Annotated in this window: 18 protein-coding genes and 1 pseudogene; 7 read left to right on the top strand and 12 right to left on the bottom strand. The window is 44.9% G+C overall.

Annotated elements, in window-relative coordinates:
- The first annotated feature begins 95 nt into the window (after nucleotides 1-95).
- Both rlmF and P7F88_RS02255 read left to right on the top strand, forming a co-directional pair.
- Nucleotides 96-1142: a 23S rRNA (adenine(1618)-N(6))-methyltransferase RlmF gene (rlmF, locus tag P7F88_RS02260; RefSeq protein ID WP_277821729.1), complete on the top strand. Its 1047-nt coding sequence runs from the start codon at nucleotides 96-98 to the stop codon at nucleotides 1140-1142.
- A 103-nt stretch (nucleotides 1143-1245) separates the two neighbouring features.
- Nucleotides 1246-2841 carry an ABC-F family ATPase gene (locus P7F88_RS02255; RefSeq protein WP_277821728.1) on the top strand — a complete coding sequence of 532 codons (1596 nt, stop codon included), beginning with the start codon at nucleotides 1246-1248 and terminating at the stop codon, nucleotides 2839-2841.
- 73 nt (nucleotides 2842-2914) lie between these two features.
- Here P7F88_RS02255 and serC read toward each other — a convergent pair whose 3' ends face one another.
- From serC to P7F88_RS02225, 6 genes are all read right to left on the bottom strand, one after another.
- On the bottom strand, nucleotides 2915-4108 hold the full coding sequence (serC, locus tag P7F88_RS02250; RefSeq protein WP_277821727.1) for a 3-phosphoserine/phosphohydroxythreonine transaminase: 1194 nt from the start codon (nucleotides 4106-4108) through the stop codon (nucleotides 2915-2917).
- 45 nt (nucleotides 4109-4153) lie between these two features.
- The gene (locus P7F88_RS02245) at nucleotides 4154-4891 is read right to left on the bottom strand and encodes a sulfite exporter TauE/SafE family protein (protein WP_277821726.1); all 738 of its coding nucleotides are present in this window, start codon (nucleotides 4889-4891) and stop codon (nucleotides 4154-4156) included.
- Nucleotides 4892-5077: 186 nt separating this feature from the next.
- The gene (locus P7F88_RS02240; protein WP_277821725.1) at nucleotides 5078-6034 is read right to left on the bottom strand and encodes an ABC transporter permease subunit; all 957 of its coding nucleotides are present in this window, start codon (nucleotides 6032-6034) and stop codon (nucleotides 5078-5080) included.
- Entirely contained in the window at nucleotides 6031-6885 is an 855-nt protein-coding gene (locus P7F88_RS02235) for a taurine ABC transporter ATP-binding protein (RefSeq protein ID WP_277821724.1), read from the bottom strand. Before P7F88_RS02235 ends, P7F88_RS02240 begins: the two co-directional genes overlap by 4 nt.
- Before the next feature lie 33 nt (nucleotides 6886-6918).
- Nucleotides 6919-7947, bottom strand: a complete 1029-nt coding sequence (gene tauA / locus P7F88_RS02230) for a taurine ABC transporter substrate-binding protein (protein WP_277821723.1) — start codon at nucleotides 7945-7947, stop codon at nucleotides 6919-6921.
- A gap of 326 nt (nucleotides 7948-8273) precedes the next feature.
- Nucleotides 8274-9647 (bottom strand): aminotransferase family protein, encoded by a 1374-nt coding sequence (locus P7F88_RS02225; RefSeq protein ID WP_277821722.1) that lies wholly within the window; start codon nucleotides 9645-9647, stop codon nucleotides 8274-8276.
- 150 nt (nucleotides 9648-9797) lie between these two features.
- On the opposite strand from P7F88_RS02225, the gene pdxR reads away from it, so the two are divergent.
- The 5 genes and pseudogenes from pdxR to P7F88_RS02200 all read left to right on the top strand — a co-directional run bounded on the left by pdxR (nucleotide 9798) and on the right by P7F88_RS02200 (nucleotide 15401).
- Entirely contained in the window at nucleotides 9798-11285 is a 1488-nt protein-coding gene (pdxR, locus tag P7F88_RS02220) for a MocR-like pyridoxine biosynthesis transcription factor PdxR (protein WP_277821721.1), read from the top strand.
- An 88-nt stretch (nucleotides 11286-11373) separates the two neighbouring features.
- Nucleotides 11374-12150, top strand: a complete 777-nt coding sequence (locus P7F88_RS02215; RefSeq protein ID WP_277821720.1) for an SDR family oxidoreductase — start codon at nucleotides 11374-11376, stop codon at nucleotides 12148-12150.
- Nucleotides 12151-12211: 61 nt separating this feature from the next.
- A pseudogene (locus tag P7F88_RS02210) lies at nucleotides 12212-12580 on the top strand (cyclic nucleotide-binding domain-containing protein); the annotation flags it as partial.
- A 66-nt stretch (nucleotides 12581-12646) separates the two neighbouring features.
- Entirely contained in the window at nucleotides 12647-14083 is a 1437-nt protein-coding gene (gene aspA / locus P7F88_RS02205) for an aspartate ammonia-lyase (RefSeq protein ID WP_277824510.1), read from the top strand.
- Nucleotides 14084-14201: 118 nt separating this feature from the next.
- A complete protein-coding gene (locus P7F88_RS02200) occupies nucleotides 14202-15401 on the top strand; it encodes a DegT/DnrJ/EryC1/StrS family aminotransferase (protein ID WP_277821719.1) in 1200 nt (399 codons plus the stop codon).
- An 84-nt stretch (nucleotides 15402-15485) separates the two neighbouring features.
- Here P7F88_RS02200 and P7F88_RS02195 read toward each other — a convergent pair whose 3' ends face one another.
- The 6 genes from P7F88_RS02195 to P7F88_RS02170 form a co-directional block, all read right to left on the bottom strand.
- Nucleotides 15486-16124 carry a hypothetical protein gene (locus P7F88_RS02195; RefSeq protein WP_277821718.1) on the bottom strand — a complete coding sequence of 213 codons (639 nt, stop codon included), beginning with the start codon at nucleotides 16122-16124 and terminating at the stop codon, nucleotides 15486-15488.
- Nucleotides 16125-16315: 191 nt separating this feature from the next.
- Nucleotides 16316-16498, bottom strand: a complete 183-nt coding sequence (locus tag P7F88_RS02190) for a hypothetical protein (RefSeq protein ID WP_277821717.1) — start codon at nucleotides 16496-16498, stop codon at nucleotides 16316-16318.
- Nucleotides 16499-16573: 75 nt separating this feature from the next.
- Nucleotides 16574-16942, bottom strand: coding sequence for a hypothetical protein (locus tag P7F88_RS02185; protein WP_277821716.1), 369 nt, complete (start codon nucleotides 16940-16942; stop codon nucleotides 16574-16576).
- A gap of 57 nt (nucleotides 16943-16999) precedes the next feature.
- A complete protein-coding gene (locus tag P7F88_RS02180) occupies nucleotides 17000-17536 on the bottom strand; it encodes a GNAT family N-acetyltransferase (RefSeq protein WP_277821715.1) in 537 nt (178 codons plus the stop codon).
- A complete protein-coding gene (locus P7F88_RS02175; RefSeq protein WP_277821714.1) occupies nucleotides 17529-17765 on the bottom strand; it encodes a hypothetical protein in 237 nt (78 codons plus the stop codon). The genes P7F88_RS02180 and P7F88_RS02175 overlap by 8 nt, the downstream gene beginning before the upstream one ends.
- 19 nt (nucleotides 17766-17784) lie before the next feature.
- Nucleotides 17785-17928: a hypothetical protein gene (locus tag P7F88_RS02170; RefSeq protein WP_277821713.1), complete on the bottom strand. Its 144-nt coding sequence runs from the start codon at nucleotides 17926-17928 to the stop codon at nucleotides 17785-17787.
- Nucleotides 17929-17986: the final 58 nt, after the last annotated feature.

Here is a 17986-nt window from a genome sequence, read left to right as displayed (position 1 = left end):
AGGAGGCGAACTAAGCCTCCTTTCTTTCTGTAAATCTGCTAGACTCCTCCTCCAAATCACTCTCAAGAACACTTTTTTAGCCCCATTATCTATCTATGAATCGTTCACAGACAACTTCACAAAACAAGCCTAATAGCAAATCTCAAACCAAGGTAGTTACGAAGAAAACACCGGTTGGATTGCACAAAAGTAATAAGCATCGTGGACGATACAACTTTGATGCCTTAGTGACTTCGTTACCCGAGTTAAAAAAACACATCATTAAAAATCCAAAGGGCGAGAAGAGCATTAACTTTTCTGATCCTGAGTCTGTGAAGATGCTCAATAAAGCCCTGCTTGCACACCACTATATGATTAAAGAGTGGGATATACCTAGAGGTTACCTTTGCCCACCTATACCTGGACGTGCCGACTATGTCCATCGTGTTGCCTCTCTGTTGGAAAACGAATCCAGTAAACTGGCTCATAAAAAGGTCAATGCGTTAGATATCGGTGTTGGCGCGAACTGTATTTATCCCATTGTTGGTGCAGTTGATTACGGCTGGAATTACATCGGTAGTGATATTGATCCTATATCGGTAAAAACTGCGAATACTATTGCCAAAGGAAACCCGGTTCTAAAAAACAAAATTGAATGCCGTTTACAAAGTGAAAGCCGCTACCTGTTTAAAAACATCATCAAGCCAGGCGAGTACTACCACATCACTACTTGTAACCCTCCTTTTCATAAATCTCTTCAAGAAGCGCAGCAGGGCACTGACCGTAAGCTCAAAAACCTAAACGCCAACAAAAAGAAAAAAGGACAAAGTGCGGTTCAAGACATGAAAGGAAAACAAGCGAAATTGAACTTCGGCGGTCAAAAAGCGGAGCTTTGGTGTCCCGGCGGAGAAGCTGCATTCATTAAAAATATGGCTTTTGAAAGCAAAGTCTTTGCCGAGCAAGTCCTTTGGTTTTCAACTTTAGTATCTAAGAAAGAGAACGTGCGTTGGATGCGTAAAAACCTTGAAAAAGCCGGGGCAACTGAAGTTCACATCGAAGAGATGAGCCAAGGACAGAAGAAGAGCCGCTTTATCGCCTGGACATTTAAGGACTCTGCTCAACGCAAGAAGTGGCTTGAGCAAAAAAACTGCCTGTCACAGTAACTATTACGTGATGCAAATCACGAAAACTGTTACTATGCCGCTCCATTTTTGTACTGACAGTTAGTCAGTCACATTTTCCGGATAACTTTTATTAGGAACGCTCGTGTTAACTACAGCTAATATCACCATGCAATTTGGCGACAAGCCACTGTTTGAGAACATTTCTGTCAAATTTGGTAACGGAAACCGTTACGGTCTAATTGGCGCAAATGGTAGTGGTAAATCCACTTTTATGAAGATTCTAGGTGGTGAACTTGAACCTTCCGCTGGAACAGTATCAAGCGATCCTAATGAACGTATGGCAAAACTTGGTCAGGACCAGTTTGCATTCGAAGAGTACACCGTTGTTGATACGGTGATCATGGGCCATAAAGAGTTGTGGGCGATTAAAGAAGAACGTGACCGCATCTACTCTCTACCAGAAATGTCCGACGAAGACGGCATGCGTGTCGGTGATCTTGAAACCGAGTTTGCGGAGATGGATGGCTACTCTGCTGAAGCTCGTGCAGGTGAACTGTTACTTGGTCTTGGTATCCCTGAAGAGCAGCATTTCGGGCTAATGAGTGAAGTAGCACCTGGCCTTAAGGTTCGTGTCCTATTGGCGCAGGTACTGTTTGCCGAACCGGAAATTATGCTTCTGGACGAACCAACCAACAACCTGGATATGCATACTATCGCCTGGCTGGAAGATACCCTGTTGGCGCGTAACTGTACTATGATCATCATCTCGCACGACCGTCACTTCCTGAACTCAGTATGTACTCACATGGCCGACCTTGATTATGGTGAGCTTCGTATGTTCACGGGTAATTACGATGAATACATGACGGCAGCAGAGCAAGCTCGTGAGCGCCTGCATGCAGACAATGCGAAGAAAAAGGCTCAGATTGCGGAACTTCAGACCTTCGTGAGCCGATTCTCTGCTAACGCATCGAAAGCAAAACAAGCGACATCTCGCCAGAAGCAACTGGATAAGATCCAGCTAGATGAAGTGAAACCATCAAGCCGCCAGTCCCCGTTTATCCGTTTTGAGCAGGAAAAAGAACTGTTCCGAAATGCGCTTGAAGTAGAAGGACTGAAGCAAGGTTACGGCGAAAATATCCTGATCAATGGCGTTGATCTTATGGTAGAAGTTGGTGAGCGTATTGCGATTATCGGTGAAAACGGGATCGGTAAATCCACTTTTCTGAATACGCTTGCTGGTGCAATGGAACCAATGGGCGGCATGGTTAAGTGGTCTGAAAACAGCAATATCGGTTTCTATGCTCAGGATCATGCCGATGAGTTTGATATGGATATGAATCTACTGGACTGGATGGGTCAGTGGAAAAACGAAGGTGAAGATGAGCAGGTAGTGCGCGGTATCCTTGGTCGCATGCTGTTTTCACAAAACGATATCAAGAAGTCAGTGAAAGTTATCTCTGGTGGTGAGCAAGGTAGAATGCTCTTCGGTAAGCTGATTATGCAAAGACCAAACATACTGCTGATGGATGAGCCGACAAACCACATGGATATGGAATCGATTGAATCGCTGAACCTTGCGCTTGAAAACTACAAGGGTACTTTGTTCTTCGTATCTCACGACCGCCAGTTCGTTTCGTCTATCGCTACACGTATCCTTGAGATTAAGGAAGACGGCATCCATGACTTCCACGGCACTTACGATGAGTATTTAGCGAAACAAGGGTTAACGGGTTAATCAATAGCCAGTGTCACTTTATTCTGTCCCTGCTGAGCGCAGGGACAGTTTTATAGAAACTAAAGCTTCTAATCTAAGCGTATTCCTTAGCAAAACCAATCATCAAGTCAGCCAAAACAGATACGTCTTCTTGAGTAACACCGTTGTACAAGCTTGCTCTTAGGTAATCACCCACGCCAAATGGCGTTAGAGTACGCAAGCCCACAAGCCCCTTCTCCCAACACTGGATCAAAAATTTATTTGTCAGCTCTTCATTGCCCCCATTTACATTAAAAGGGATATTCATCCTGCTTCGAAGTGATTTCTCTTCGATTGGTGTACCATAAAAGCCTAAAGAGCTATCGATAACATCATATAGAGCCTGTGCTTTTGCGATTGATCGTGCCTCATTCGTCTCCACACCACCATTCTGCTCTAACCAATTCATAAGGATGCCAACAACTTCAATGTTGAAAGTTGCCGGTGTATTCCATAAGTTTCCAGCCTCACTATTTGTGGTGTAGTTGAAAACTCCCGGACATAGAGGAGATGCTTTCCCCTGGCCAATTAGGTCTTTACGAATAACGGTCATAGTTAGACCCGGATGACCAATGTTCTTAGATGCACACGCAAAGAGCACACCAACACCGTTGCCATGCCAGTCAATAGGTTTGCTGGTAAAGTCTGAGCTTGCATCAACAATAAGGGGAATATGCCTGCGTGATTGTGGAAGTTTCGGCAATCGATGTAGCTCGATACCGTTTACCGTTTCATTAGAGCAAAGGTAGATATACTTACTCTCAGGATTGATATCCTCTTCCTTCAGCGTAGGGAAAGTGGTAAAAGCACCAGTATCAGGGTCACTACCATCGATGGTTTCAACCTGACAATATTTTTGCGCCTCGTCTCTTCCTCTAGCCGACCATGTACCGTTTACAATATAGGTAGCAACATCAGACTCTTCATGACATAGGTTAAGAGGAACGGCTGCGAACTGGCCATGCCCTCCTCCGTGTGTAAACAGTACCTCATAATCATCAGGTATGTTCATCACTCTTCTAGTGGTCGCTACAACATTATCGAGTATCACCTGAAATTCTGGAGCCCGATGGGACAAAGCAAGAGAGGTTAGCTCCGGCTTATTAAAACTATCTGCAATCTTTTGTTCAACTTCTCTAGGTAAGGATGTTGGACCGGGACCAAAGTTGATTATCCGTTCCGCCGATGGGGATTTACTCAGCGAACCAACTAATGCAGGGTGAATATCAGTTTTACATTCAATTTCCATATTAAAATTCCTTTTTAACCAGATTCTTTAAAGCTCACCTGAACTCTAGATAAGTTGTTTAATAGAGGCGCTGATCCCAAGGACGGAAACCATCACCATAATAGGTAGAGCAAAATGTTTTAGGGATTTAGGCGGGTATCGGTTAAACAACCACTGCCCCATACGAACAACCAACATAGTCGGTACAAGCAAGCTGGCTAGCATTGTTAAAATTTGCACATCTACCAGACCTCCAGCAAACAATGCCACCAGTGCAAGTAGTTCGCTGACAATAAAAAACAGGATCATGGTGGCGCGTTGCGCGCTTGGCGTAAGGGGGCTCGAGAGCATGTAGCAGACAATTACTGGGCCACCTACAGATGCACCAGCTGTACCGACACCGCTAGCCATTCCAAAACTTAGCTTTGCCGCCATCCCTTCTGCACTGCGAAGGCGAAAATCAAAGATAAGTGCCATAGAGAAGAGCAAGATCGCGATACAGATAAGTAGCTTCAAAACCTCTTCGGGGATTAAAAATAATAGGCTGAGACCGATTGGTATGCCCAAAACAGAGCCAAATGTCAGAACTTTAAAAGTGCTTATATCGGCCTGACGGCGTGCCTGACGCAACAAGCCGACACTGCAAAGTACATCTAACCCTAGTACTACGGGAATACTCTGTTGCGGAGAAAGAAAAAAGTTCATACCAACCACAGCAATTGCAGTAAAGCCGAAGCCTGCATATCCTCGAACTAATGCCGCCAACATAACTACAGGCAATATAATCAGAAAAGACTCAAACAAAATCGTTTACCTTATCTTTTTTCTGGAGACTGAAATCAGTATATGAACTCGCACATAACGTCATTAGCACCAAATATGAATATCTTTGGTACCAATATCAGGTGTTAATACTGAAGGTTTCTCTAGGATTAAAAAACGGGAGAGACTCTCCCGTTAATTTAAGTAAATTGAAGCAGACCTATCGCATTAGTATCCTTTCCATGGAACCAATTTCTGTTCCAGGTAACGCATGAATAAGTCAAACGAATAAGCGATCAGGCCGATGATGACAATGCCTGCGATAACCACGTCGGTAACCAGAAACTCAGCAGCGTTCAGTACCATGTAACCAATACCCGCCTCGGCAGCCACCATTTCACTTGCAACCAAAGTCGTCCATCCAAATCCGATACCAATTCTCAGGCCAGTCAGTATTTCCGGCATCGCGCTTTTAATAATCACGTGATAAAGCACCTGAGCCTTACTTGCTCCCATGGAATATGCTGCCTGAATTTGCTCACTCTTGGCTGAAGAGACACCAGCTCTTGCACTCAGCGCGATAGGCGCAAACATCGCCAGATAAATCAGGGTTATCTTGCTGGTTTCATCAATGCCAAGCCAAATAATAACTAGCGGTAGATAAGCCAATGGCGGTAACGGACGATAGAACTCAATCAGAGGATCAAAGATACCTCGTACCCAAACATTACAACCAATCAAAATACCTACCGGAATAGCGGTAAGAACGGCGAATAAAAAGGCACCAAATACTCGAGTCAAACTTGCGGTCAGGTGGTCCGCCAATGAAACACCAGCAAAACCATCTACCCAAAGGTCAACAAAACGTTCTGCTACTGCAAAGGGAGATGGCAAGAATAGCGGTTTAACCCAACCCGCTTCCGTAACCAGTGCCCAAAGCATGACAAAGCAAATTGAAGAGAGGATTGAAATCAGGCGTGAGTTACCCTGCCCCGGCTCGCCGTAGTACTCACCTGGTGTTAGCGTATAGGCTTTTATTTTGCCGAATAGCCTAATCAGGTGAGGCTCCGGAGAGTAAGTTTCTTGTTCGGTATAACTTTTCACTGGCTTGTACTCTACTTCTTTCAGCTCGGCTGGCGAGTCTGAATCTCTGGAGATAATAACTGACTGTTGACTCATGCTCATGCTGCTACCTCCGGTTGCTCGTCCTGATGAATAATCGAGAGGATCTTCTCCCGCATTTCGATAAAGTCCGGCATTGACTTCACCTTACGTGCGTCGCGGCACTCCAGAAAACGCTTATTGAAATCCAACTCAAAACTGTGAGTAATCCTTCCAGGTCGAGGTGACATTACGATCAGGCGGGAAGCCATAAACAGCGCCTCTTCCACACTGTGGGTAATAAAGAACATCATCTTGTTAGTTGCCTGCCAGGCATCTAACAGTAGTTCCTGCAACACTTCGCGAGTTAGAGCATCAAGCGCTCCCAAAGGCTCGTCAAGCAGAAGGATACTTGGGTCGTTGGTTAATGCACGTGCAATACCAACCCTCTGCTGCATACCACCAGATAACTGGTAAATCTTATGGTCGTGAAAGTCTTCCAACCCCACTAACTTCAGATATTTAGCTGCGCGTTCATTACGCTCTTCTTTACTAACACCTTGGAGCTTGAGACCAAATGCTGTGTTTTCTAACACATTCAGCCATGGAAACAGCGCATGCTTTTGGAACACGACTCCACGTTCAGCACCAGGCCCAAGAATCTGGTCACCAATATCTTTACCCATCTGAACCCTTGGTAAACCTTCTACTTGTGAATTTCCAAGTGTCAGGTAGCCATCCGTAGGCTGGATAAATCCAGCCATTAGGTTTAGAAGTGTTGTTTTACCGCAGCCAGAAGCGCCAAGTGCGACAACAAGATCTCCCTGTTCGATTTCCAGATTGACTCCCGACAGTGCGGTCACCGGGTCACCACCCTGGCGGTCTTCATATATCACTGATACATCCTGTATCTTTAGAACTTTATCTGTTGTCATACTGACGCTCTCCATGTGTCGTTTTAACTCTGATTACAGTGCTGCTTTCGCTTTTTCCGCAAACGCTGGGTTCACATACATGCTGTAGTCAGGTTGTAACTCGGTGATCTTTTTCTCTTTCAACAGGAACTCAGATGTAGACTTCAGTGCTTTTGTCGCACCACCTTCATCACCACAACCCAGCCACTGGCAAGAAAGCTGACCGTCGAAGTCAAGGAATTCATACAGTTTCATTGCTGCGACCACGCCTTCTGGGTCACCACCAACCACTTTAGCTACTGATTTCGCCATTGGGCTTTCAGCTGTCATAGCATCGCGACCAGCTACGTATTCACGGTCAACCGATGCCAGTGTAGAAAGGAACTTAACAACAAATTCTTCGTTTTCAGCGGTAAATTCTTTGCTGGCGATCATGCCGTCAAACGTTGGCTTACCCCAGGCACCCAGTTGCTTTGAAGTAATAAGTACCGAACCATCTTGTTTGATTTTGCCCAGTGCAGGATCCCAGATGAACGCACCATCAATGTCACCACGCTGCCATGCTGCCATAATTGCGTTTGGCTGCATGTTTATTAGCTTCAGATCTTTTTCAGATAGACCAAACTGTTCTAGCGCGAATAGCATGTGGAAGTGAGTTGTAGAAACAAAAGGAACCGCTATTTTCTTGCCTTTAAGGTCTGATGGAGATGAGATACCACTACCATCTTTAACAACCAACGCTTCTGCATCGGCGATATTCTCCATAATCCATATCAGTTCCATCTCGATGCCTTTACTTGCAGCACTGGCAATTGGGCTAGAGCCAGCTACAGTCATATCGACGGCACCTGCAGCCATCGCTGTAATCGCTTTTGCACCTGAATCAAACTTACGCCATTTGATCTCGTAACCGGTTTTTTCTTCAAATAACTTGGTATCAATGGCGTACTTCATTGGGTTGTACATCCCTTGATAACCGATGGTTACCTGCTCAGCAGCCTGAGTTGCTACAGAGCAAAGCAGAGTTGATGCCAGAGCAATTGTTTTAACTAGCGTTGATTTCTTGAATTTGTTGGTAATCATTGTCACGTCCTCTTTGAGCTTGATTTGCATTGATGTCCAATTGAAGTCATGGTGCCAGTTCACACTATCCTTAATGTTCTGGACCAATCCTCGCTTGGGTATCTACACAATAACCCTGGCTATAGGGCCAGAAATAGAGCCAAACTAAATCATTATTGGGCCAGATTTGCCCCAAAATAGCGCACCAGTTCGGTGCAAGCCCCATACTTTCCCAAGTAAATTTCGTGATCTCCATCAAATAAACTGTTTGGACATTCCAGAGACAAAAAAAGCCCGCTTCAAAAGCGGGCAAAACAGAAGGAATGTCTGTAACTAAACTTGATTTGCTAAATTTCGCCTAAACTTTCAAAAGCTTCCGAAAGTTTTTCGATAATAGTATCAGCTTGTTTTTGGGTAATAGTTAGCGCAGGGCTAAAGCACAGAGTATTGTTATACTCTTTGAATGAACGGTTAGTTCTGCCAATGATCAATCCTTGCTGCATACAAAGGCCAGCTATCTTCGCAGTGACCGACTCGTGGACAGGTTCTCGGCTCTCCCTGTCCTTTACCAGCTCAAGACCCAGGAAGAGCCCTTTTCCACGCACGTCACCTATGACAGGAAAACGTTCTTTCAGTTCCATTAGCCTTGCATACAAGTATTCCCCCATATGGGCGCAATTTTCTACCAGATGCTCTTGTTCGATAATACGCATATTTTCCAGCGCTGCTGCTGGTCCCGCGGTACACCCACCGAAGGTACTAATGTCTCGGAAATAACCCTCTGTATCAGCGGGGTCATCATTTAGCAGCTTGAACACCTCTTCGGTCGTCACCGTACAGGAGATAGCCGCATAACTGGATGCCACTCCTTTCGCCATTGTGACGATATCTGGCTTTATATCGTAATGCTGGTAGCCAAACCACTTGCCCGTCCGGCCCAGACCACAAACCACTTCATCAATATGGATAAGAATGTCGTACTTACGACAGATACGCTCCACCTCTTTCAGATAACCCTCAGATGGAGTAATAACGCCACCACCAGCAGTGATCGGTTCAATAACTACTGCCCCAACTGTATCAGGGCCTTCTTGAAGAATTACCTCTTCAAAAGCCTGAGCGGCCTTGATGCCATAGTTTTCGACTTCACCATACTGGCTACGGTATTCGCAGCAATGAGGGAACTCAACAAACCCTGGTACAAATGGGCCATACTGTTCTCTTCTTTGTTCCTGTCCGGTTGAACTCAGACAAGCGATTGTCGTACCGTGATAATCCCTTTCACGATAGAGTATTTTGTGTTTTTTCCCACCATACTTTTTGTGGGCGATCTGGCGTACCATCTTGTACGCTTTTTCATTTGCCTCAGAGCCTGAACTTGAATAGTAGACGCGACTCATTCCCGGCATTTTTTCTAAAAGCTTTGCTGCAAATTGAGCTGCGACAGGTGTACCTGCAGAACCAGCAAAGTAGTTCAATTTAACTAACTGTTCCCGAACGGCATCGGCGATACTTGTACGGCCGTACCCTACGTTCACGCACCATACGCCACCCGACGTAGCATCCAGATATTGGTTACCATTGATATCCCAAACATCCAGCCCTTCTCCACGATCCACGATAAGTGGATCCTGAGATTCAAATATTGCGTGCTGAGTTAAATGGTGCCAGACAGAACCCTTGTCCAGCTCTACGACTTGCTCAGTAGTCAGATTGTTCATAACAGCCTCCCTGCTTTTTCTTTTCACCATAGGGGGAGAGATATTTATCCGATAGAACCAGTAATAAATATTTATGGGGACAGTCAGCGAAATTGGCTGGCACAAATTATGCTGTAGCGCTGGTATCACCAACCTGATGTGAGCCAGACGATGAAAACAGACCACCTAATGCATATTCAGTTCACCCCTGAACGAAGCCTTCAGGAACAGATCCGCGAACATGTTATTGATAGTATTCAGCGTGGGATGTTTGGTACAAACGCACTCCCTTCATGCCGCAAAATGGCAGCAATGCTAAGGGTTTCGCGCAATACCGTCGTTCTTGTCTATGAACGTCTGGTCGACGAAGGTTACCTCTATTCTCAGGAAAGGAGCGGCTACTACGCGACTGATGACGCGCGCAAAAATCGTGATATATCGGTAGATGCACCAGATCTAGCAGATAGTCCTGCGAACATTAAGCCTGCACAATTCTGGCGCAACCGTGTCAAAACGGATCTCGATAGCCAGCGAAATGTTGTAAAAGCAACAAACTGGCAGCAATATCCTTACCCATTCTTATTTGCGCAACCTGAACACTCACTATTCCCCCTTGCCCACTGGCGAGAGTGTGGACGATTGGCGCAACGCAGTAGTGTTATCAAAGACTGGATTTCTGATTCCGTTGATTGTGACGACCCAATGCTGGTGAAGCAGCTACAGATTAATGTGCTAAGTAAAAGAGGGATAACAGCAAAACCTGAAGAGATCCTGATTACCGTGGGAACACAAAACTCACTCTACCTTCTTGCTGATCTACTTGTAGAGAATGGTACCAAAGTCGGGCTGGAAGACCCGGGTTATCCTGACGCAAGAAATATCTTCAGTTACCACGGCGCAGAGATAGAACCACTAAGTGTTGATCATCAAGGCGTAGAGGTAACGTCGAAAATGGCAAGCTGTGAATATGTTTATACTACGCCAAGCCATCAGGTTCCGACCAACGTCACCATGTCTATGGACAGGCGCAACGCGCTGCTTGAATCAGCAGAGAAAAACGATTTTATCATCATCGAAGATGACTTTGAGAGTGAAGTGAATGTACTTAGCCAGCCCTCACCTGCACTCAAGAGTTTGGATAGCAACGGACGAGTGATTTATGTTGGCAGTTTATCTAAATCTTTATCCCCAGGGCTGAGAATTGGCTTTATGGTCGCCGATGCCAACCTGATTCGAGAAGTCCGGAAACTACGCCGTTTAATGTATCGTCACCCGCCTTCGAACAACCAACGAACTTGTGCGCTATTCATTTCACTTGGTCACTACGATTCATACGTACGTAAGCTTAAGAACAGTTACAAAGATAAGTGGACTCTGATACGCAAGATGTTGGAGCAGCACATGCCACAATGCGTGACAGATGAAACTCTGGGTGGAAGCTCCTTTTGGCTAAAGCTGCCAAAGGGTGTAAAAGCCGAAGCCTTCGCTCTTAAAGCTCGGGAAATGGGTGTGCTGGTTGAACCTGGTGATATTCATTTTATGCATCCGGAAAGAGAGAGCCATGCTTATATCCGAATGGGCTTCTCTGCTATTGATATAGCGATGATACCAGCGGGCATAGAGAAACTGGCCTCAATTTTAGAGCCAGAACATGCTTAATTTAATAAAAACTGGCTCTAACCACGCATGTGTTACTTGCTGTAGGCTTTGATTCGATAAGGAATAAAAGACATGCAAGGAGCAATGAATGCCTGATTTTTCTCTACCTACCGTACTGATAACTGGAGCAACCTCTGGCTTTGGCCTGGCCACTGCAAGAAAATTCGCTGATAGCGGGTACCCTCTAATTCTGACTGGCCGCCGTGCCGAGCGACTTAGCGCACTTGCCGATGAGCTTGCTCAATTAACCCCTGTGTTTACATATCAGCTGGACGTGCGTGACTCGGAGCAGGTATGCAAGTTTATGGCAGTACTTCCACCAGAGTTTAAGCGTATAGAAGTACTGGTGAACAATGCAGGCCTGGCGTTAGGAGCATCGCCAGCGGATCAAGCCGACCTTAAAGACTGGCACACCATGATTGACACCAATGTCACCGGTTTGGTCAATGTTACTCATACACTACTCCCTATTTTGAAAGCACAGCCTAAAGCAAGCATCATCAACCTTGCGAGTATCGCCTCAAACTGGTCATATCCCGGCGCACACGTTTATGGTGCCAGTAAGGCTTTTGTCCAGCAGTTCTCCCGTAACCTGAGAAGTGACTTTGCGGGTACCGGGATCAGAGTAACCAGCCTTGAACCTGGCCTATCAGAAAGTGAATTTAGCCTGGTACGTTTTAACGGCGATCAGGAAAAGTACAACGCCATCTACGAAGATACGAATGCGCTCCAGCCTGAAGATATCGCTGATATTATTTTTTGGATCGCTGAACAACCAGCCCACATCAACATCAACAGCCTTGAAGTCATGCCTACCAGTCAAGCATGGGACAACTTTAAAGTTGTAAAAGGCAGTTCTAGCTGATGGGTTCCTTATTTAACTGTAACCAAAGCTCCTTTCCGGGAGCTTTTTCTATTATCTTTGCATGAGAAACCGAAGAACCATGAACATACAAGCCATTACTGAATGTCTCCGCCATATTGAATTATTTCAAGATATTCCTGAGCACGCGCTACAGCTGTTTGCTGAGTGTGCTGAGCAGCAACAATTAAGTGCGGGGCAGGCACTTTTTCATAAAGGAGACAGCGCTGAGACACTATTTATTATTGCTGCAGGTAGCGTACAGCTTTTTGATGATAAACATGGTTCTGAACAAAGCGTCACCGTATTTTCCCACCATGAATTTATTGGCGAAAACATATTGATTGCCCCAGCATATAAGCAAGATTTAAGTGCCAGAGCACTTATGAACACCACTATTTTCCGGTTTAATAAAGAGCAGTTACTTACGCTTTTTAACTCCCACGGTGAACTTGCGACGAAAGTTTATGCGACGATCTCACAAATAATTATCCGTCGTATGGAACATGCCAACAACCGCTATGAAAATATTGCCCAACTTTATCGAACTAATGGTCAACGAACGGAGCATGACCTACTTGGAGACAAAGCGATACCAGATACCGCTTATTATGGAATTCAGACTCTGAGGGCACTAGAAAACTTCGATATCAGTGGTATCAACCTTAACTTCTACCCAAGCTTTATTCGCGGTTTAGCCAGAGTTAAAAAAGCCGCTGCGCTAGCAAACCACGAATTGGATAACCTTCCCGACAGCATCACTCACGCTATTTGTCAGGCTTGTGACGAAATATCTATGGGTATGCTCCATAATCACTTTATCGTCGATATGATTCAAGGTGGTGCGGGCACATCGACCAACATGAATGCAAATGAAGTGATCGCCAACCGAGCACTAGAAATTCTGGGCCACCGGCGCGGTGAGTATCAATACTGTAGCCCTAACAACCATGTTAACTGCTCACAATCCACCAACGATGCGTATCCCACAGCGATAAAAATCGCCCTTTTGGAAGCAAACGATGAGCTGCTGCAAGAGGTCGATAACCTCATTGAGTACATCGATGCAAAAGCAGATGAGTTTTCAGATGTGCTCAAGATGGGTCGAACTCAGCTGCAAGATGCAGTACCTATGACACTTGGCCAGAGCTTCCAGGCGTTCGCCTCAAGTTTACGCAATGAAGCAGGGCGTCTGAAAACCTGTAGTGTTCCATTCCTTACCGTAAACCTGGGCGGTACAGCTATCGGCACCGGGCTAAATGCAGACCCAGGTTACCGAGATAAGGTCATTCCGCACCTTTGTAACATTACGGGGCGTAACATCGTTCTCGCGGATGATCTCATAGAAGCAACCCATGATACAGGCTCCTTGGTTATGTATTCGTCGGCACTGAAACAGTTGGCGGTGAAATTATCGAAGATCTGTAATGACCTTCGCCTGTTATCTTCTGGCCCAAGAGCCGGACTAAATGAGATTAACCTGCCCGCTATGCAGCCCGGTTCTTCCATTATGCCTGGTAAAGTTAACCCGGTAATTCCTGAAGTGGTGAACCAGATTGCTTACAAAGTTACCGGTAATGATTTGACCATTACCATGGCCGCAGAAGCTGGGCAGCTAGAGCTAAACGTAATGGAACCAGTGATGGTTGAAAGCCTATTCGAATCCATTGAGATCTTAAAAAATGGTATGAATACGCTTGGAGTGCGCTGTATACAAGGTATCACTGCAAACAGAGAAGTTTGTTCAGCAAACATAAGAAACTCCATTGGTGTTGTCACCGCCCTCAACCCTTACCTGGGTTATGAGGTTTGTACTCGAGTTGCAAAAGAAGCACTCGAGAGCGCAAGCAGCGTTTATGATCTGGTTCTTGAAAAGGAACTCTTAACTAAAGAGCAACTGGATAGTGTATTAGCACCTGAAAATATGGTTGGGTGAAGCAGCTAATTATAAAGCTTTGGCCCCAAACATATTCTGTTCTGGGGCTAACTTTAAGCAAGCGAGGATGGATAATGGATACAGGAAGATATTTTCGATAAAACAACAAGGAATACCAATGAAAAGATTTACAAAAGACTTTACCCAACAAGAGCCTATCTGCGAAGAAGGCATTGAAAAAGCGGTAGAGATCATGAGAAGTGGTAAGCTTCATCGGTATAACCTTGCCCCACAAGAGAAGGGAGAAGTTGGGCTTCTTGAAGAAGAATTTGCGGCATATATGGGCAAAAAATACTGCCTTGCTTGTGCTTCCTGTGGCAGCGCCATGTATCTTGCAATGAAAAGTGCTGGTGTAAAAGCAGGCGACAAGGTTCTTTGCAATGCATACACCCTCGCCCCCGTTCCCGGAGCAATCGAAAATACCGGAGCAACCATAGAGCTTGTAGAAATCACCGACGATTATACTATCGATTTGGAAGACCTTGAGAAAAAGGCTGCTTCAGGCATAAGCAAATGGTTCTTGCTCTCTCACATGCGCGGCCACATAGCAGATATGGACCGAATTACCGCTATCTGCGAAAAATATGACCTAACTCTGATTGAAGATTGTGCCCACACAATGGGAGCAACATGGGACAACAAAAAATCAGGATCGTTTGGCAAGGCTGCCTGCTTTAGCACCCAGACATATAAACACATAAACTCTGGAGAAGGTGGATTGTTGGTAACCGACGATGCTGAGCTTATCGCTCGTGCCATCATTCATTCGGGATCTTATATGCTCTATGAACGCCACTCTTCGCGTCCTAACCTGAAAGCTTTCGAAGACATCAATACTTTAACTCCAAACTATTCTTGTCGCATGGACCATCTCAGAGCGGCTATCTTACGCCCACAATTACGCAATATTGATGATCAGTGCCAACGCTGGAATGAGCGATATAAAATACTGGAGCAGGCTATTAATCGGGTTGATGGCCTTAGCTGCCCTGAGCGGAACCCAAAAGAAGGTTATGTTGGAAGCTCCATACAGTTTTCACTCATCGGACAGAATGAATCAACGGTCAAAGAGTTTTTAGCTGCCTGCCTTGAACAAGGGGTAGAGCTGAAGTGGTTTGGAAATAAAGAGCCTGTTGGTTTTACAAGTTCTTATGACAGTTGGGAGTATTTTGAAAACTTACCAGATCTTCCCAATACAAAACGTATCCTTTTTTCAATGTGTGATATGAGAATCCCCCTGACTTTTACCCTTGATGACTGCAATCTTCTAGGGGAAATTATAAAAGATGCCGCACACAGGGTTTTCGCACAAAAATAGCAGAGTTAAAGTTTGCTCATTTTATATCCTTATATTAAGTCGGTTTAATTATTCCACACGTTAGCTATCAACTAATCTGTTAATTCAACGCTGACTTCGTAAGGATCCCCCCAGCCAGATAAACCATAGAATCTGAGTGATACCAAAAATTTCGGTTAAGACTTCAGCGGGATATATTGTAGAAATTCCAGCAAATCCTACCGTCACACCAAGGTAATTGAGCCCTCGTGGAAGTATTTTCGCCTTTAAAGCTGCTAGACTAAGTAACAGAACCCAGAGTCCACCAACGAGTTCGTTTCCTCCTCCAAGGCTTTCGATTAATACTGTAATCACTCTCCATATATCAAAGGCTTTCTCTGCGGATACGTCCATTAGTTCAATAGCATGTGCAAGCCCAATATTCGCGAACATACCACTTGCAATAACCAGAACAACCCAAACAAAGCCGAAGACTGAACCGACTTTGACAAGTGGATCATTTGTCGATTCTAGTTTTTCAAATAATCCCACGACGAGAACGGATAGAAAAACTCCAAACACGACATACATCAGGAAATACATCATTGAAAAAGAAAGCTGATTTTCTGCTAAATAGGCCATTTTTTCTGATGCACTACCTTCCGAGGGAAATGCCCAGAAAGCACCAAAGTATACAAAGGCATGGATATAAATTAGTGCTTCAATCCAAGCTGCAGCTCCTACAAATTTTTGTAATCTGTCCATGATTTCTTCCCCTCAACAGCTAACACCACGTCACGCCATGACGATACTAAAGAATAAGCTTCGAACACAAGCCCGTAAATTAAACTGAAACCAAAGGACAATCGATTGTCACCGATAGACATCATTGCACACGTTTGCCGTCCTTTCGACTTTGCAACCTGTACTGTGTTGGTGTAACTCCAAACCACCTTTTAAACGCTTAGTAAGTTAGCCCAAGCAACCATTGCACTCATACTTCTTTCGATAGCCACCATAGGGTACTCGTCACATTGATGAAGAGTTAGCTTTAGAGTACAGGTGGAGCCATCGTTATCCATTTGCCATTGCTCTGCGGTGTTCATTAGAGAGGTGTTCTCAATGAAAGTATCTACCACTTCAGCTTGTGCTGTATCGATAATTCATATGGACATGACATTACCCAAGTCCCTGACAAGAACGAATGTTAAGACTTACATTAACACCACATAAGCTGCCAATGCTAGCATTAGTGTGGTAGTAGGTGCCCATATGAGTCTCTCTTTTCGGGAGGGAGTAATCCAGTTTAAAAGGGCACTTAAAGCCTGTATGGTCAACCCAGTATAGGGAACCCACTTCGGTAAACTTGTAATCAGCTTAGCCTCGGAGGCGACACCTGTCGCCATAAAGACGAGTAACACGGCAGAGATGCCAGCGGCTATTCGCCCGGAGACAGGCAACGCACCTTCGTGGCGGCCGCCTTGAGTCATTCTTCCCCAAGGCGCTCCCGCAATAAGGCAGAACTGAAAAACAATCACTCCCAGAATAATGAATATATAAGTAGTAGCAGCCAATTGAACCATATTTTCCGTCCGTGTTTATCCTCAGATTAAAATAGTAATTGAGTGACTTTTAGTTTTCTAACTACCACCCCACTCATCTCGCAGGATAGCCAACACGACCGTATCCCACCATTGGCCTTTGAAGTAACGATTTTCTCTAAAGTGTGCCTCTTTTCTCATGCCTAGAGCTTGGCAAAGCCTAATTGCTGCCCGGTTTTGACTGATGGTTTCTGCGTAAATACGGTGAACTCCAAGGTTTGAAAATCCATAATGTGCCAATGCCTGAGCAGCTTCCTGTATCAGTCCACTACCCTGGTACTCCCTGGATAGCCCAGCCCCCACTGAAGCTTGATTATCGTTTTCAAGGCGTAAACAGATTGTTCCAACAAATTGCCCGGTCATTTTATGCTCAATAGCTAATTGATAAGATTTCCGCGGAATTTCGTTTGCTTGTTCAATAAACAACTTTGTTAGTTCGCGATATTTATTCGGTTCACAATCCGACTCATCATAGAAACGCTGATATTTCGCATCTTGAGAAATAGTGACGAAGGTCGCCTCATCCTCATGCAGCATATCTCGTAGTATCAGCCGCTCCGTTTCCAATTTAAACATCTACAGAAAACCCTTGTTTTATCACTGCTTGCAACTTCAGCCCCATATTGAAAACCAAATTCACGATGCCGTGAAGCTCTGACATATCTTTACAATAAACCACAATACAGGTTCCACTTGCTACTTTTTGTACGGTTACTTCTGAAAAAGTTTGTTGCCAGTCTGGAGATAAATTCTCTTCTACATATACGTTAAAGAGACCGAACTCTTCATTGTGCACATTATGCATAATCCATCTCCCCTGCTAACTAAAAACGGTATCCGATATTTGCTCCCCAACCAATTCCGCCGGCATCACGTGTTTCTCCATTGAGCTTTTCTGCGGCGTTAGCGACTGTACCAAAAAATAATATTAAGCCAGACATTGCCAGAAAATTGAGTTTTGAGTTCATAATAAGCCCTTATTTTATTGAGAGGTTAAGCGGATTTGCTTAATGGCTAGATTACCCA

The sequence above is a fragment of the Vibrio hannami genome, assembly GCF_029589055.1.
Lineage (GTDB): Bacteria > Pseudomonadota > Gammaproteobacteria > Enterobacterales > Vibrionaceae > Vibrio > Vibrio hannami.
The sequence above is the reverse complement of the archived record's forward strand: the minus strand, read 5'-3'. Positions and strand labels throughout refer to the sequence as shown.

Coding starts and splice junctions, on each gene's coding strand:
- P7F88_RS02240 (WP_277821725.1), bottom strand. CDS start 6,034: ATGAGCATGAGTCAACAGTCAGTTATTATCTCCAGAGATTCAGACTCG.
- P7F88_RS02170 (WP_277821713.1), bottom strand. CDS start 17,928: ATGAACTCAAAACTCAATTTTCTGGCAATGTCTGGCTTAATATTATTT.
- serC (WP_277821727.1), bottom strand. CDS start 4,108: ATGGAAATTGAATGTAAAACTGATATTCACCCTGCATTAGTTGGTTCG.
- P7F88_RS02195 (WP_277821718.1), bottom strand. CDS start 16,124: ATGGACAGATTACAAAAATTTGTAGGAGCTGCAGCTTGGATTGAAGCA.
- tauA (WP_277821723.1), bottom strand. CDS start 7,947: ATGATTACCAACAAATTCAAGAAATCAACGCTAGTTAAAACAATTGCT.
- P7F88_RS02235 (WP_277821724.1), bottom strand. CDS start 6,885: ATGACAACAGATAAAGTTCTAAAGATACAGGATGTATCAGTGATATAT.
- aspA (WP_277824510.1), top strand. CDS start 12,647: ATGGAACATGCCAACAACCGCTATGAAAATATTGCCCAACTTTATCGA.
- P7F88_RS02185 (WP_277821716.1), bottom strand. CDS start 16,942: ATGGTTCAATTGGCTGCTACTACTTATATATTCATTATTCTGGGAGTG.
- P7F88_RS02200 (WP_277821719.1), top strand. CDS start 14,202: ATGAAAAGATTTACAAAAGACTTTACCCAACAAGAGCCTATCTGCGAA.
- P7F88_RS02225 (WP_277821722.1), bottom strand. CDS start 9,647: ATGAACAATCTGACTACTGAGCAAGTCGTAGAGCTGGACAAGGGTTCT.
- P7F88_RS02215 (WP_277821720.1), top strand. CDS start 11,374: ATGCCTGATTTTTCTCTACCTACCGTACTGATAACTGGAGCAACCTCT.
- P7F88_RS02180 (WP_277821715.1), bottom strand. CDS start 17,536: ATGTTTAAATTGGAAACGGAGCGGCTGATACTACGAGATATGCTGCAT.
- P7F88_RS02175 (WP_277821714.1), bottom strand. CDS start 17,765: ATGCATAATGTGCACAATGAAGAGTTCGGTCTCTTTAACGTATATGTA.
- rlmF (WP_277821729.1), top strand. CDS start 96: ATGAATCGTTCACAGACAACTTCACAAAACAAGCCTAATAGCAAATCT.
- pdxR (WP_277821721.1), top strand. CDS start 9,798: ATGAAAACAGACCACCTAATGCATATTCAGTTCACCCCTGAACGAAGC.